The sequence below is a fragment of the Pseudorhodobacter sp. MZDSW-24AT genome, from assembly GCF_002794355.1.
GTDB lineage: Bacteria > Pseudomonadota > Alphaproteobacteria > Rhodobacterales > Rhodobacteraceae > Pseudotabrizicola.
On sequence record NZ_PGOI01000013.1, the window covers coordinates 237275 to 249907 of the forward strand.

The 12633-nt window shown below is 65.3% G+C and carries 14 protein-coding genes and 1 other annotated feature; of the genes, 5 read left to right on the plus strand and 9 right to left on the minus strand.

What is annotated here, in order from left to right; translation table 11 throughout:
- Positions 1 to 68 precede the first annotated feature (68 nt).
- The 3 genes from CUR21_RS17845 to CUR21_RS19025 are packed head-to-tail and all read left to right on the plus strand — an operon-like array spanning position 69 to position 2319.
- Complete coding sequence (locus CUR21_RS17845; protein WP_100198411.1) at positions 69 to 368, plus strand: Cys/Met metabolism pyridoxal-phosphate-dependent enzyme; 300 nt, start codon at positions 69 to 71, stop codon at positions 366 to 368.
- Complete coding sequence (locus CUR21_RS17850) at positions 365 to 1033, plus strand: response regulator transcription factor (protein WP_100198412.1); 669 nt, start codon at positions 365 to 367, stop codon at positions 1031 to 1033. Before CUR21_RS17845 ends, CUR21_RS17850 begins: the two co-directional genes overlap by 4 nt.
- The gene (locus CUR21_RS19025) at positions 1030 to 2319 is read left to right on the plus strand and encodes a sensor histidine kinase (protein ID WP_100198413.1); all 1290 of its coding nucleotides are present in this window, start codon (positions 1030 to 1032) and stop codon (positions 2317 to 2319) included. The genes CUR21_RS17850 and CUR21_RS19025 overlap by 4 nt, the downstream gene beginning before the upstream one ends.
- A 145-nt stretch (positions 2320 to 2464) precedes the next feature.
- Here CUR21_RS19025 and CUR21_RS17860 read toward each other — a convergent pair whose 3' ends face one another.
- From CUR21_RS17860 to CUR21_RS17900, 9 genes are all read right to left on the minus strand, one after another.
- On the minus strand, positions 2465 to 3439 hold the full coding sequence (locus tag CUR21_RS17860) for an MBL fold metallo-hydrolase (RefSeq protein ID WP_100198414.1): 975 nt from the start codon (positions 3437 to 3439) through the stop codon (positions 2465 to 2467).
- A gap of 221 nt (positions 3440 to 3660) precedes the next feature.
- Positions 3661 to 4479, minus strand: a complete 819-nt coding sequence (locus tag CUR21_RS17865; protein WP_100198415.1) for a Pnap_2097 family protein — start codon at positions 4477 to 4479, stop codon at positions 3661 to 3663.
- Positions 4476 to 5735: an MSMEG_0569 family flavin-dependent oxidoreductase gene (locus CUR21_RS17870; RefSeq protein ID WP_100198416.1), complete on the minus strand. Its 1260-nt coding sequence runs from the start codon at positions 5733 to 5735 to the stop codon at positions 4476 to 4478. The genes CUR21_RS17865 and CUR21_RS17870 overlap by 4 nt, the downstream gene beginning before the upstream one ends.
- Before the next feature lie 11 nt (positions 5736 to 5746).
- Entirely contained in the window at positions 5747 to 6028 is a 282-nt protein-coding gene (locus CUR21_RS17875) for an MSMEG_0570 family nitrogen starvation response protein (protein WP_100198417.1), read from the minus strand.
- Positions 6021 to 6995 carry a sll0787 family AIR synthase-like protein gene (locus CUR21_RS17880; RefSeq protein WP_100198418.1) on the minus strand — a complete coding sequence of 325 codons (975 nt, stop codon included), beginning with the start codon at positions 6993 to 6995 and terminating at the stop codon, positions 6021 to 6023. The genes CUR21_RS17875 and CUR21_RS17880 overlap by 8 nt, the downstream gene beginning before the upstream one ends.
- Entirely contained in the window at positions 6992 to 7546 is a 555-nt protein-coding gene (locus CUR21_RS17885) for an MSMEG_0567/Sll0786 family nitrogen starvation N-acetyltransferase (RefSeq protein ID WP_100198419.1), read from the minus strand. Before CUR21_RS17885 ends, CUR21_RS17880 begins: the two co-directional genes overlap by 4 nt.
- On the minus strand, positions 7543 to 8646 hold the full coding sequence (locus tag CUR21_RS17890) for an MSMEG_0568 family radical SAM protein (RefSeq protein WP_100198420.1): 1104 nt from the start codon (positions 8644 to 8646) through the stop codon (positions 7543 to 7545). Before CUR21_RS17890 ends, CUR21_RS17885 begins: the two co-directional genes overlap by 4 nt.
- The gene (locus CUR21_RS17895; protein ID WP_100198421.1) at positions 8639 to 9610 is read right to left on the minus strand and encodes a Nit6803 family nitrilase; all 972 of its coding nucleotides are present in this window, start codon (positions 9608 to 9610) and stop codon (positions 8639 to 8641) included. Before CUR21_RS17895 ends, CUR21_RS17890 begins: the two co-directional genes overlap by 8 nt.
- A 56-nt stretch (positions 9611 to 9666) precedes the next feature.
- On the minus strand, positions 9667 to 10149 hold the full coding sequence (locus CUR21_RS17900; RefSeq protein WP_100198422.1) for an MSMEG_0572/Sll0783 family nitrogen starvation response protein: 483 nt from the start codon (positions 10147 to 10149) through the stop codon (positions 9667 to 9669).
- A 260-nt stretch (positions 10150 to 10409) separates the two neighbouring features.
- Between CUR21_RS17900 and CUR21_RS17905 the strand changes: the two genes are divergently transcribed.
- A complete protein-coding gene (locus tag CUR21_RS17905) occupies positions 10410 to 11783 on the plus strand; it encodes a PLP-dependent aminotransferase family protein (protein ID WP_100198423.1) in 1374 nt (457 codons plus the stop codon).
- Between the two features lie 264 nt (positions 11784 to 12047).
- Positions 12048 to 12440 (plus strand): transposase, encoded by a 393-nt coding sequence (locus tag CUR21_RS17910; RefSeq protein ID WP_100198424.1) that lies wholly within the window; start codon positions 12048 to 12050, stop codon positions 12438 to 12440.
- Positions 12344 to 12498 (plus strand) — a sequence feature (AL1L pseudoknot). It overlaps the preceding gene by 97 nt.
- Positions 12499 to 12633: the final 135 nt, after the last annotated feature.

A 12633-nucleotide genomic window follows, 5' to 3' on the forward strand; every position in this document is an offset into this window, starting at 1 on the left:
TTCGCCCCAAATGACCGCGCAATGGCACCGTTTGGTTTTCGTTGAGCCTTCGCGCTATATAAAGGGTCATGCGACTTGTCCTTGTCCCCTTGATCCTTGCCCTCTCGGCCCTGCCGGTCGCCGCCGACCCGCCCGATGATGCCGTGCCCGTCGATGCCGGCACGGCGCTTGCCTGCGTCGCTGCCCGCTACATGGGCGAGGCGCTGCGGATCAAGGATGAGGACGATGGTCTGGTGCAGGAGGTCCGCTGGCTGACCCCCGCCGGCAATGTGCTGGACATCGAGATCACCGGCCCCGGCTGTCGCTTCATCGAAGTCGACGGCGTTGGCCAAGCCGAGGCGCGCATCCTGCCGAGGGGTGCCCCGTGAAGGTGCTGGTGGTTGAGGATGACCGCGATCTTGCGGCCCAGATTGCCGCCGCCCTGACACAGGCGGGCTATACGGTCGAGCGGGCGCATGATGGCGAGGCGGGCGAATTCCTTGGCGCGACCGAGACCATTGGTGCTGCGGTGCTGGACCTTGGCCTGCCGGGAATTGACGGGATCGAGGTGCTGCGGCGCTGGCGCGGTGCGGGTCTGGGTTTTCCCGTCCTGATCCTGACCGCGCGGGATGCTTGGTCGGACAAGGTGGCGGGGTTCCGCGCGGGGGCGGATGACTATGTGCTGAAGCCCTTCCGGATGGAGGAGGTGACCTTGCGCCTCTCTACCCTGATCCGCCGGTCGGCGGGCCATGCCACGGCGGAACTGGCGGCGGGCGGGCTGGTGCTGGACACCGCCACCGGCCTTGCCACGCTGGACGGAATGCCGCTGCGCCTCACAGCGTTCGAGGGCAAGCTTCTGCGCTATCTGATGCTGCACAAGGGCCGCGTCATCAGCCGGACCGAACTGTCGGAACACATGTATGACCGCGACGCCGACCGCGACTTCCGCTCGATGGAGGTGGTGATCGGTCGCCTGCGCAAGAAGATCGGTGAGGCGCGGGTGGAAACCCGGCGGGGTGAGGGCTATCGGCTCCTGCCCGGCGATCCGGCATGAGGCTGGGCTCGATCCGCGCGCGCATGCTGGTCTGGTCGGCGGGGCTGACGCTGGGCGCGCTGGTGATGGCGTGGTTCGCCCTGTCGGCGGTGCTGGCGGATTTCGTGAACCGCAGGCTGGATGCAGAGCTGACGGCGGCGGCGCGCGGCGTGATGGCGGCGGCGGGCTGGGATGCGGCGGGCGCCTTTGCCGTGCTGCCGCCGCCGGCCGATGCCCGGTTCGACCGGCCTCTGTCGGGATGGTATTGGCAGGTCAGCGACGGAGAGGCGGTTCTGGCGCGGTCGCCTTCGCTTGTCACCGGCGACCTGGGCACGGATGGCGCAGGCCGCGCCGGGCCCGATGGCGCAGGTTTGGTGGCGTATCAGGCCGCTTTCACGGCGCCGGGGGATGGGCGGCGCCTGACGGTGAGCGTGACCCTGCCCGCGGCCGAGGCGGCGGCGGAACTCTCCGCGATCCGCAGCCCGCTGGCGCTGGCGCTGGCGGTGCTGGGGGCGGCGCTGATGGCCGCACAGGTGCTGGCAGCGCGGGCGGGGCTGGTGGACCTGACCCGCTTTGCCCGCGCGGTGGCCGCTGTGCGCGATGGGCGGGCGGACACGCTTCCCCCTGCGCAGGCCGCCGAATTGCGCCCCCTGTCGGATGAACTGTCCCGCCTGATCGCCGCCAATGCCGCGCAAGTGACGCGTGCCCGCGCCCATGCGGGTGATTTGGCCCATGCGCTGAAGACGCCGCTCTCGGTGCTGGCGAACCGGGCCACCCCCGAGGATGCGGCGCTGATCGACCGGATGGACCGCACCATCCGCTGGCATCTGACACGCGCCCGCGCCGCAGCGGCCGGGCTGGACCCTGCGGCCCATGCGGTCGTGGCTCCTGTGTTGCAGGATTTGGCGTTGGTCCTGACGCCCGAAGCGCGGCGGCGCGGCGTAACATTGGATGTCACCGCCACAGGCGCGCCGGATTTCCGGGGCGATACCGAAGATCTGGCCGAGATCCTCGGCGCCCTTGCCGAGAATGCAATCAAATGGGCCCGCGCCTCAGTGCGGATCGCGGCGCAGCGTTGCCCGGATGGCCTCGAGATCACCCTCACCGACGACGGCCCCGGCATCGCCGAGGCCGAGCGCGCGCGCCTTCTGACGCGCGGGGCGCGGCTTGACGAGACGATACCGGGACACGGCCTGGGCCTGGCGATTGCAGCCGACAGGATCGCGAGCTATGGCGGCCACCTTACCCTTGGACAGGCGAGAGGTGGTGGGCTGGCCGTTACTGTGACATTGCCCGCACGAGACTGACGCGGCGTTGTTCAAAACATCAATCTGCAGCGCATGCCGTGATTGTCAGGACGGTCATGAATTGCGGCGGATAGAGTGCCAATTGGAAACAGGGCCCAAAAGGTTGGGCAGCACGCGCTGCCCAGCCTTGACCTTCGCGAGGGGTTTACATGACCTGCCAATGTTCGGGCACCCACGCGTAAGCGCTGTCCGTCTTTTCGACATGCCCAACCCCGGGGAACGGCAGGTGGGTTGCGGCAACAGCGATCCGATCTGCCGCCGCCATGTCGAAGATCGCCTTGCGCGTCGCGGCGGCTTGGGCGCCATCCGCATCGAATGCAATGCCCGCGTCAGGGTGGGCGAACTGCACCGCTGCCACGGCGGCCGCATCCCCCAACACCAGAAGCTGGTCCGTGCCGTCAGAGACCCGCACTGCGGAATGTCCTGGCGTATGCCCGAAGGCTTCGACAGTGCTGAGCCCGCCCCCAAGATCGGCCGCGCCGACGAAGGGCACAAGCCGCTCTCCATAGGCGGAGGAGACGCCGCGCGCCAAGGCGAAGAAGGGTTTCGAGTCGTCCGGAACCGAGGCGGCGATCGCCTCATCGGTCCAGAATTTCAGATCCGTCTCATGCACATGCAAAGAGGCCGCGCCGAAGACGGCAGTGCCCTCTGCTGACAGCAGGCCCCCGATGTGATCCGGATGCATGTGAGTCAGGACGATCCGCGTGATCTGGTCCGTGGAGATGCCCATGGTGGCAAGCGCGGCCGCGATCCGACCGGCGGTGGGGCCAAAGGCGTTTCCTGACCCGGCGTCGATCATGGTGATGCCATCCGCACCATGTACAAGATGGACGCTGATCGGCAGCCGGATCTGGTCGCCCGCGGCGAGGTAGGCATTCGCCATGCCGGCATCGATCTGTTCGGCGGTTGCGTTGGTGATCAACGGGCGACCCAGATCAAAGAAGCCATCCAGCACGGCCGTGACCCGCAGATCGCCGACCATGCGGTCATAGAAGGTGGGCAGAACGACAGCGGGCGCTTCGGCTTGCTGGGCGATGGCGAACCGCGTGTTCAGAAACGGGACGCCGAGCGCGAGAGCGCCGCCGAAAAGGGCGGTGCGGCGGGAGAGGTTCTGGGTCATGATATGCCTTGTTCCATCAGAAGAGCCTTGAGGTAGCGCCACCCGGCTTGCGCTCAACAGTGCTTTGGTCGCATCCCGCGCTTGGCGGTGCCTAAGACAGGTCAGCCCTGCACGGAGAAGATCACCTGCGCCCGCGTCTCTCCGTCACGGGCTTGGTCCAGGGATGCGAAGGGCGGACGCATAGGTTTGAAGACAATCGGGCCACACGACAGATGCGGTGCTCAGGCCATTTTCTGGGTGCTGACGTGCGCGATCAGCCGGTCCTGCGCGGCAAGGGTGATGTGATGCCCTCCGGCCCGCATCGGATCGCACCACAGGCGGGCGAAAAGTGGCTCGGCCGGATCCACATTGCCCAGAAACACGATACGACGACGGATCAGAAAACCTTGTGAGACCTGCCGCATCAGAGCCCATTCGGCGCGGTCTGCCAAGGCAGGGTAACTTGCGCAGTAAAGAAGCCCTGCGGCATTGAAATCGGTCGTGGGACAAGGGGTCACATCGATTTCACCGACGGGCTCCGGGTGGGGGCCGTCTGCCTTGAGCCTGCGGATGAGCTGTGCCGCTTCGTCAACCAGCCCGGCATCAGCCCCGGGGTCCATCATCGGCACGCGCAGCACGCCGCGCGGCTGCACCCTCTGGATCTGTGCATTCCGCCGTGACGCATCATGGCGCACGAAGGTGGTGATCATTGTCACATCGCCAAAGGGCAAGCCGTCGATGGACAGGTCGTGGAACGAGATCAGCCGCGTGGTCGACAGCCGCCGCAGCCACGAGCCGATGTTTAAAATGGCTCCGGGCCTCGCCAGCGCAGGCTGTGCCACATTGACGGCGATGGCGCAGAAGGCGGCATAGACCGGAGCGCCGTCTTCATCGTGAAACACAGCCACGCTCTGGCCCATGGCTTGGGCGATCTGGGCCCAATGCACATCGCCCAGATGCCGGAGCAGCCAGCCTTCTGACAGGCCGCGCCACCCGCATTGCGCCATGCCAAGCCGAAGCTGCGCCATGCGCGCGGGGGAGGGAAAGGATTCATGCCTCATTCTGCGGCCTGCGCCCCGGCCCGGGCACGCTGCACGATCTGTTCGGCCAGATAGCACGCATCATCCGCCACCGCGAGGAACCGGCCCGATCCCCAGGTGTTCAGCCAGCCCAGACCGATGAAATAGACCCCCGGCACGTCCGTCACACCACGGCGATACAGCGGGCGGCCTTGGGCATCAAAGCAATCCACCTCGAGCCAGCCATAATCGGGCCGGAAGCCAATGGCCCAGACGATGGAGGTGATGCCAAGCGCGGCGCAGTCGATCTCGGTTACTGCCGCCTCGGGCCGCCAGACCTTTTCGAACGGTGGGGCGGGTGGCGCGTCGATGCCTTGGGTGGCGATCCATGCGTCGATCTGGTCGCGGATACCGCAATAGCTGCGGTCGGCATCGTCGAGGTTCTTTTCCAGATCGGGCAGGAAACGCAGGCGTGTGCCATCGGCCCCGGCAAGCGAGCCGTAAAGATGAACCCCGTCCCGCGCAAAGCGGCGCAGATCGATCTCTTTGCCGCCATCGCGGCCAGACATGTAGTGATTGGTCTGGGTCAGTGCCTTGATCGGGTCGGGGTGGCGGTCGATGGTGATGGCGTAATGGCCCATGTCATGCAGCCAATCCGTGGCGTCGCGCCCGCGATATTTGCGCGGGCTGCGCGGGGCCGGACCCACCGCCAGATGCACGTCGCGGCCGTCGCGGTGCAGGTCTTCCATGATCTGCACGCCAGACTGGCCGGTGCCCACGATCAGCGTGCCGCCCGGAGGCAGTTGCGCAGGGCGACGGTAATCGGCGGAGTGCATCTGCATCACATCCGGCACGATGGCACCGGCATAGGGCGGCACGATCGGCTGGTCGTAGCCGCCTGTCGCCACCACCACCTGCGCGCAGGTCCAGACGCCGGCCGTGGTTTCCACGCGGTAACCGCCCGGCACGGGGCTGACGCGGGTGACCGACACGCCTTCGCGCAAGGGGGGATCAAAGCTGGCAGCAAAGCCGTCCAGATAATCCACGATCTCGTTGCGCAGCATGAACCCGTCGGGATCGTCGCCCTGATAGGGATGACCCGGCAAGCGGCACTGCCAGTTCGGGGTGACCAGACAAAAACTGTCCCATCGGTTTTCGCGCCAGGAATGAAAGGCGCGGTGGCGTTCCAGCACCACATGGTCAATGCCAGCGCGGGTCAGATACCAGCTGACCGACAGGCCCGCCTGACCGCCCCCGATGATGACGACCGAAACATGGGATACATCGCTGTGCGGCATCGGAATCGCTTTCATGACAGGGAGAGGCAGACTACGGGCGGGCCGTCGGGGCGGTGGCGTTTGGCGGTGGCCTCGATTCGCGCGAGCTGGTCCATCGCGCTGGAACAGGCAAAGCCATAGCGCGCCGCCACCCGGTCAGAGGCGGCGTTCAGCCCTGCGCGGGCACGGGCCACAAAATCGCGCAGCGGATAGCTGTGCCCGGCGGTCAGATGGTCATGGATGATGGTCGAGGGGGAATAACACCGCTCTTCGGTGCCATCCGGCCAGCGGATGTGAAAGATCACCTCAGGCATGGGCCACCGCATCTGCGTGCAGGCCCAGGTAAGGGCGCGTCTGCCAATCCCAAAATCGGGCACGATCGGCCCCTTGGCAGAGGTCGATGGCGGTTCCGGGTGTGGCCTGACCAATCACGGCAGCGGCCAGATCGCGCGCGGCGAACCGGGCGCAGACCTCTGCGGCCTTGTCGGGCGCGACGGACAAAAGGAAGCCGAAACTCGGGAAGGCGCGCAGCCAGCGGGCGGCATCGGTGCCGTGCGGCATCGGCACCGCGGCAAGGTCGATGTCAAAGCCACAGCCCGAGCATTCGGCCAGCATCAGACTGGTGCCGATGATACCGCCTTGGCTGATGTCCTTGCCCGCTCGCACAAGGCCCGCTTCGGCCAGATCGGCCAGCAGTGCCAGATCGCCCTGCAAGCGGGATGGGGGCGCGTCCGCGGCGGCGAACCAGTTGTCAAACCGCGGCCGCCAACCCCCGCGCAAATCAACCGCCGCAATCAGCGCATCGCCGGGGCGCGCGGCAAAGCTGGAGATCAGCGCCTGCGCCCGTCCGGTAACGGCCACGGCGAGGTTCAGTGCAGGCGCGCGCAGGTTCGTATGCCCGCCGACGATGGGCACGGCGTAGGCCTGCGCGGCCTGTGTCAGCCCGGCCAGCAGGGAGGCAGCGCTTTCGGCATCGGGGGCCCAGATCATGTCGGTGATGGCGGTGGCGCGCCCGCCCATCGCGGCAATATCGGACAGGTTGACCATGACGCCGCACCAGCCTGCAAACCACGGATCATCCGCGACAAAGCCGGGGATGAACCCTTCGGCGGCAAACAGATCCCAGCCGCCTTCGGGGCGTGGCAGGGCGGCGGCATCATCGCCCGGCTGGCCGGCACTGTCGCCGGTCAGCCCCAGCCCGCGCGTGGCCTGCGCGATGTCCAGCTTGCCCAGGATCGACGGATGCGCGGCAAGGCCTGCCGCCAAGGCGTGAAGGGTCATGCCCCCTCCTCCACCGGACCGGGGGCCATCACCTGCCAGCCGGTGGCCGGGTCCGGGATCGGGGCATAATGCACAAGGCTTGCCAGCATATGGGCATGGGGGCGGCCGTGCAGATCAAGCTCGGCCGTGGTGGTCCAATGCAGGCGGCGGAAAAGGGGCACGTTCTGGCGCTGCACATGGGCGTGAAATTCCACAGCCCCCCGCGCCCGCGCCGTGCCGACCGCCAGCCGGATCAGTTCCGACCCCAACTTGCCGACCCGCCGCCATTCTGCCGCAACGGCAAGACGCGAGCCCCACCAGATGCCCGGTTCCGGCTCGTGAATGCGCACGGTGCCCACCACACGCGGCCCGCCCGTCGCGTCCTCGGCAATCGCGACCAAAGGCAAGGCAACCGCGTCGATGCCATCACGGTCATCGCCCGCAAACACCCCCTGCTCTTGCACGAAAACCTGCGCCCGCAGCCGCGCGGCCCCCTGCTTCATCCATGCCTCCTGCGCGGCACAGATGCGATAGCTTTGCAAAAACCGCGCCTCTGATGTCTGATGCGTCATGCCTGCCTCATCTTTTCATAGGTCGACAGGGCCGAGCAGGCGCCGCATTTGCCGCAGCCTGCCTTGATGTCGCTGGCCTGCAATCCGCCGCTCACCGTCATCCGCGACAAAGGCTCCAGGATCGACGCCATGAAAGCCGATGACGGGGCGGGGTGGCTTTCCAAGGGGGTGCCCGAGATCGGAACGAAGGGCACCACAAAGGGATAAACCCCCATGCGCACCAGCTTTTCCGACATCTCAAGGATCGCTTCGGCGGTGTCGCCCAGACCGGCAAGGATATAGGTTGAGACCTGCCCGCGCCCGAAAACCCGCACCGCCGCCTTGAAGCTGGAGAAGTATTTCTCCAGCGGCACCGTCGCCTTGCCCGGCATGATCCGGGCGCGCACCTCGGGCGTCACGGCCTCCAGGTGCATCCCAAGGGTATCGACGCCGGCATCGAATATGCGCTGGTGCCAGATGTCATCCTCGGGCGGTTCGCACTGCGCCTGAATCGGCAGATCGACCGCCGCCTTGATGGCCCGCGCACTGTCGGCAAGGATGGCGGCCCCCCGGTCCGGCCCCTTTGGCGTGCCGGTGGTCAGCACCATATGCTTGATGCCGTCCAGCTCGACCGCCGCGCGGGCGACCTCGGCCAGTTGTGCGGGCGTCTTGTGGGCGATGGTGCGCCCGGCGGCAAGGCTCTGACCGATCGCGCAGAACTGACAGGTCTTCTTGCGGGATTCGTAGCGGATGCAGGTCTGCAACACAGTGGTTGCCAGCACATCGCGGCCATGCAGCACCGCGATCTTGGAATAGGGGATGCCATCCGCGGTGGTCAGGTCATAGAACCGGGGCCGCGCGGGAAAGTTGATGCGCCCCACCTCGGCCCCGTTGCGCAGCACGCGCGCCTCGCCCTTGGTGCCATCGGGCGCGTCGATCACATAGGGGCTGTCAAAGGCCGGGGCCGTGTGGACCGGCACCATCACCGTCTGGCCCGCCAGCGTCATCGCCTTGTGGTCCGACGGGCCCGCGCCCCCACGGCGGCTTTCGTGGCCGACCGAAGGGTCCACCAGCCGCGCACCGCGGGTCTGCAATTCGTTGATCAGGTCTGCGTCAAGCATGGCTCTGCTCCTCAACGTCTAACGGTTCGGGGGTCCAGTCCTGCCGCGGCACGGCCGGGCGGGTGTCATGCAGCAGGCGCAAGAGTTCAGGGCGGGCATAATGGCCCACGCTGTCCATCATCCGCTTGCGTTTGGTGATCAGCTTCATGTCCAGATCGGCGATGACCATGCCCTCCCCCCCAGTCAAAGGCGGCGCGGCATGGCGGCCTTCGGGCGTGATGATGCAGGTCATGCAACCGTCGCGCAGGCCCTTTTGCAGCTTTGGATCAGGGTGGATCGACGCGATCTGATCTTCGGTCAGCCAACCGGTGGCGTTGACGACAAAACACCCGGCCTCAAGCGCATGGTGGCGCATGGTCACCTCGATCTGTTCGCCAAAGATCGGGCCGACGAGGCTGCCGGGAAAATGGGCGGCGTGGATTTCCTCATGCTGTGCCATTAGCGCATAGCGGGCCAGCGGGTTGTAATGTTCCCAACAGGCCAGCGCGCCCACGCGGCCTACGGCGGTCTCCACCACCTTCAGCCCCGCGCCATCGCCTTGGCCCCAGATCATCCGCTCATGATAGGTCGGCGTGATCTTGCGGCGTTTCAGCGCCAAGGTGCCATCCGCATCAAAGATGAGTTGCGTGTTGTAAAGCGACCCGTGGTCGCGTTCATTCACCCCCACCACCAGCACAACGCCGCGTTTGCGCGCCGCTTCGGAAAGCGTGCGCGTCTCCGCCGACGGGATGGTGACCGCCTCTTCATAGAGCCGCAGATGCTCTGGCCCCTGCTGCACAGGGGGCAGAACAAAACTGAAGTAAGGGTAAAAGGGCACGAAGGTTTCGGGAAAGACGATGAATTCGGCCCCTTTGTCCGCCGCTTCGGTGACCGCGTTCAGCACTCGCTCCATCGTGCCAGCGCGAGAGGTCAGGTCGGGGGCGATCTGCACGGCGGCGGCGCGCACGACGGGTTTGGGGGGCATGGTCTTCTCCGGCAAGGGCACAGATTGCCCCCCCGGACAGGGGGGGGCCATGACAATCAGACGGTCCAGGTGTCGATGATCACCGCATTGGCCTTTTTGTGCAGCAGGATGCAGTCCAGCACGTCCTGCGGCATGATCGGGGTGATGCCGGGGATCAGCGCGGGTTCCCCGCTGCCGTAAAGCGCCTGCAACGCAAAGCGGCAGGCATAGACCTTGCCGCCCTCGGCCATGAAGCGCTCAAGGTTCTTGTTGAAGTTCTGATGGCCGGGGAACGCCTCGTCCCCGATCTTGGGAAAGCCGCGCTGCACCCCCAGCAGAACGCCGGGGCCATAAAGCAGGATCGACGTCTCGTATCCCTTCTTGGTCAGGCGGATCGCGTTCAGGATGTTGACCAGACCGATGGAGCCTTCGAAGGCCATGGTGTGAAAGGTCACCAGTGCCTTTTCGCCCGGCTCGGCCTTTACGTCCTCAAAAACCTTGGTTTCGTAATCGACAAAATAGTCTCCGGCTTTGTGGGCATCTTTGGTGACTGTGGGCATCGGCCTCTCCTGTCTGGATGGGATATGAGACAAGGATCATCGCCCCCACCATCCAGCCAATACTTGAATCAATTTTCCATACAATTTAACATACGCTGTCTGTCGCTTGATGCATTTCTGAGCGGATTCGCCGCTGGACTGCGTGTAAATCTTGCATGATCGCAGGCATTTTTCACGTTTTACCCAGAATCAGCTTGCAGCCTTGTCGCGGGTTCTTGATACATACATATGCAGTCAATTTCCCACAGTCGGAGCGTGCAATGACATCTTGGGTGCCCAGATTTGGCACAAGCGGCAAGCCCCGCTATCTGGAAATCGCTGATGCAATCGAACGGGATGCCAGCAGCGGGGTGTTGACGGCGGGTGCGCAACTGCCTCCGCAGCGGCGGCTTGCGGATGTGCTGGGTCTGGATTTTACCACCATCAGCCGCGCCTATACCGAGGCGCAGTCACGTGGCCTAGTCGAAAGCCATGTCGGGCGCGGCACCTTTGTGCGCGCGCGCCCCGGTGCCGTAGGGCCAGTGGCCGATCCACGCCGTGCGCGCGAACAGGATCTGGCGATGAACCTGCCGCCAGAGCCCGAAGATCCGGCACTTCTGGCGGCGATGCGGCAGGGGTTGGAAACGGTCAGCGCCAATCTGGTGGCGCTCTTGCGCTATCAATCCACGGTCGGGTCAGAGATGGATCGCTCTGCCGCCTTGTCCTGGTTGTCGATGCGGGGGATGGTGCCCAATCTTGATCGCATTGCTGTCACGCCGGGGGCCCATGCCACGATGATGGCCGTGCTTCAGACCTTGGCCGCGCCGGGTGACACCATCCTGTGCGAGGCGATCACCTATCCCGGCATAAGGGCGATTGCCGCGCGGGCCGGGCTCGAATTGATCGGCCTGCCGTCCGATGGGGCGGGGATCCTGCCCGATGCGCTTGCCGACGGGATCAAGACGCATCGCCCCAAGGCGCTTTATCTCAACCCGACCCTGCACAACCCCACCACGCTGACAATTCCCGCCGCGCGCCGGATGGAGATTGCGGAAACGCTGCGGCGCTATCGCCTGCCACTGATCGAGGATGACGCCTACGGGTTTGTTCAGCCAAACGCCCCCGCGCCCTTTGCGACGCTGCTGCCCGAGTTGACGTGGCATATCACGGGGCTGGCCAAGTGCATTGGCGCTGGCCTGCGTCTTGCCTTTACCATCGCCCCCGACAGCCGGTCAGCCTTCCAGCTTGCCCAGACGCTGCGGGTGGCGAATGTGATGGCCTCTCCAATAGCGATGGCGCTGGTGACGCGCTGGATCGAGGACGGCACCGCCGACCGCATCTGCCGCTTCATCCGCGCCGAAAGCGCCGCCCGCCAGGACATTGCCGGTCGGCTGTTACAGGGGTTCGAATTTGCTTCGGACCGCCACGCCTTCAACCTGTGGCTCAAGCTGCCCGAAGGCATCGGCCGGGCCGAGGTCATGGGCCGGATGAACGGGCGTGGGATCGGGCTGATGCCTTCGGATGCCTTTACCGTCTCAGGCGCGCCAGATGACCATTTGCGCATCTGCCTTGGCGGCCCCATCACGCGCGAAGGGCTTCATTCGGGCCTGTCGTTTCTTGGCAACAGCCTGAACGAGGGCACATGGATCGGATAGCGACCACTCATGGGTTCACGACCGCTTCGGCTCGCGCCACAATAATCGGATATGGCATCACGGCATCAGAACGGGCCGAGAGCGGGACCGGGTCTTCCCGGCACCGCGAAGCTTCGCAGATTCCCTAGACTCCAGACTCATGCATTTTCACAGCCAGAACAAGACGGTGGCCACGAGAGCGACGGCGGAGAGGAAGGTTTTGGCGCATCTGTCTGAACCGCCCCGGGTTTGCCGGAGGGCAAAACTTTCGGAGAATTGCCCGTTATGGAACAGACATCACAGAAGAAGACCGCGAAGCCGTATTCACGCGAGTTCCGAGAAGGCGCGGTGCGGCTGGTCGTGGAACACCGCGATGAGTATCAAAGCGAAGCTGCCGCGCTGACGGCGATTGCAGGTAAATCGGGTTGTTCGCCGGACAGCCTTTGGGTTTGGCTGCGTCAAGCTCAGCGCGCTGGTGGCGAGCGGCCGGGTCAGACGACGGCTGAGAACGTCCGGATCAAGGAGTTGGAGCGTGAGGTGCGCGAACTCCGTCAAGCCAACGAGATTCTGAAGAAGGCGTCAGCGTATTTTGCGATGGTGCGGAAGGCAGTGCGGCATTGCTTCAGCACTGCCTGTAGCGGCTCGACCGCCCGTTTCGCAAATGACTGCTTTCATTGAAGAACACCGCGGAACATACGGGGTCGAGCCGATGTGAAAAATTCTACAAATCGCCCCGTTCCTAGCCCGGCAGGCGAATTGCAAGGCAATTTTGCCGAGAGGGGACCTATTCTGACCCGCGGGCCATCGCATATGATCCTCACCGGGCGTCAGCCCGGGCCAAGTCCGATGCCGCCTTGATCCTCAAGATCAA

What these genes read in the sequence shown, in the direction of transcription:
- CUR21_RS17860 (WP_100198414.1), bottom strand. Translation starts at nt 3,439, where the DNA reads ATGACCCAGAACCTCTCCCGCCGCACCGCCCTTTTCGGCGGCGCTCTC.
- CUR21_RS17890 (WP_100198420.1), bottom strand. Translation starts at nt 8,646, where the DNA reads ATGCTTGACGCAGACCTGATCAACGAATTGCAGACCCGCGGTGCGCGG.
- CUR21_RS19025 (WP_100198413.1), top strand. Translation starts at nt 1,030, where the DNA reads ATGAGGCTGGGCTCGATCCGCGCGCGCATGCTGGTCTGGTCGGCGGGG.
- CUR21_RS17905 (WP_100198423.1), top strand. Translation starts at nt 10,410, where the DNA reads ATGACATCTTGGGTGCCCAGATTTGGCACAAGCGGCAAGCCCCGCTAT.
- CUR21_RS17910 (WP_100198424.1), top strand. Translation starts at nt 12,048, where the DNA reads ATGGAACAGACATCACAGAAGAAGACCGCGAAGCCGTATTCACGCGAG.
- CUR21_RS17900 (WP_100198422.1), bottom strand. Translation starts at nt 10,149, where the DNA reads ATGCCCACAGTCACCAAAGATGCCCACAAAGCCGGAGACTATTTTGTC.
- CUR21_RS17875 (WP_100198417.1), bottom strand. Translation starts at nt 6,028, where the DNA reads ATGCCTGAGGTGATCTTTCACATCCGCTGGCCGGATGGCACCGAAGAG.
- CUR21_RS17895 (WP_100198421.1), bottom strand. Translation starts at nt 9,610, where the DNA reads ATGCCCCCCAAACCCGTCGTGCGCGCCGCCGCCGTGCAGATCGCCCCC.
- CUR21_RS17865 (WP_100198415.1), bottom strand. Translation starts at nt 4,479, where the DNA reads ATGAGGCATGAATCCTTTCCCTCCCCCGCGCGCATGGCGCAGCTTCGG.
- CUR21_RS17845 (WP_100198411.1), top strand. Translation starts at nt 69, where the DNA reads ATGCGACTTGTCCTTGTCCCCTTGATCCTTGCCCTCTCGGCCCTGCCG.
- CUR21_RS17880 (WP_100198418.1), bottom strand. Translation starts at nt 6,995, where the DNA reads ATGACCCTTCACGCCTTGGCGGCAGGCCTTGCCGCGCATCCGTCGATC.
- CUR21_RS17870 (WP_100198416.1), bottom strand. Translation starts at nt 5,735, where the DNA reads ATGCCGCACAGCGATGTATCCCATGTTTCGGTCGTCATCATCGGGGGC.
- CUR21_RS17885 (WP_100198419.1), bottom strand. Translation starts at nt 7,546, where the DNA reads ATGACGCATCAGACATCAGAGGCGCGGTTTTTGCAAAGCTATCGCATC.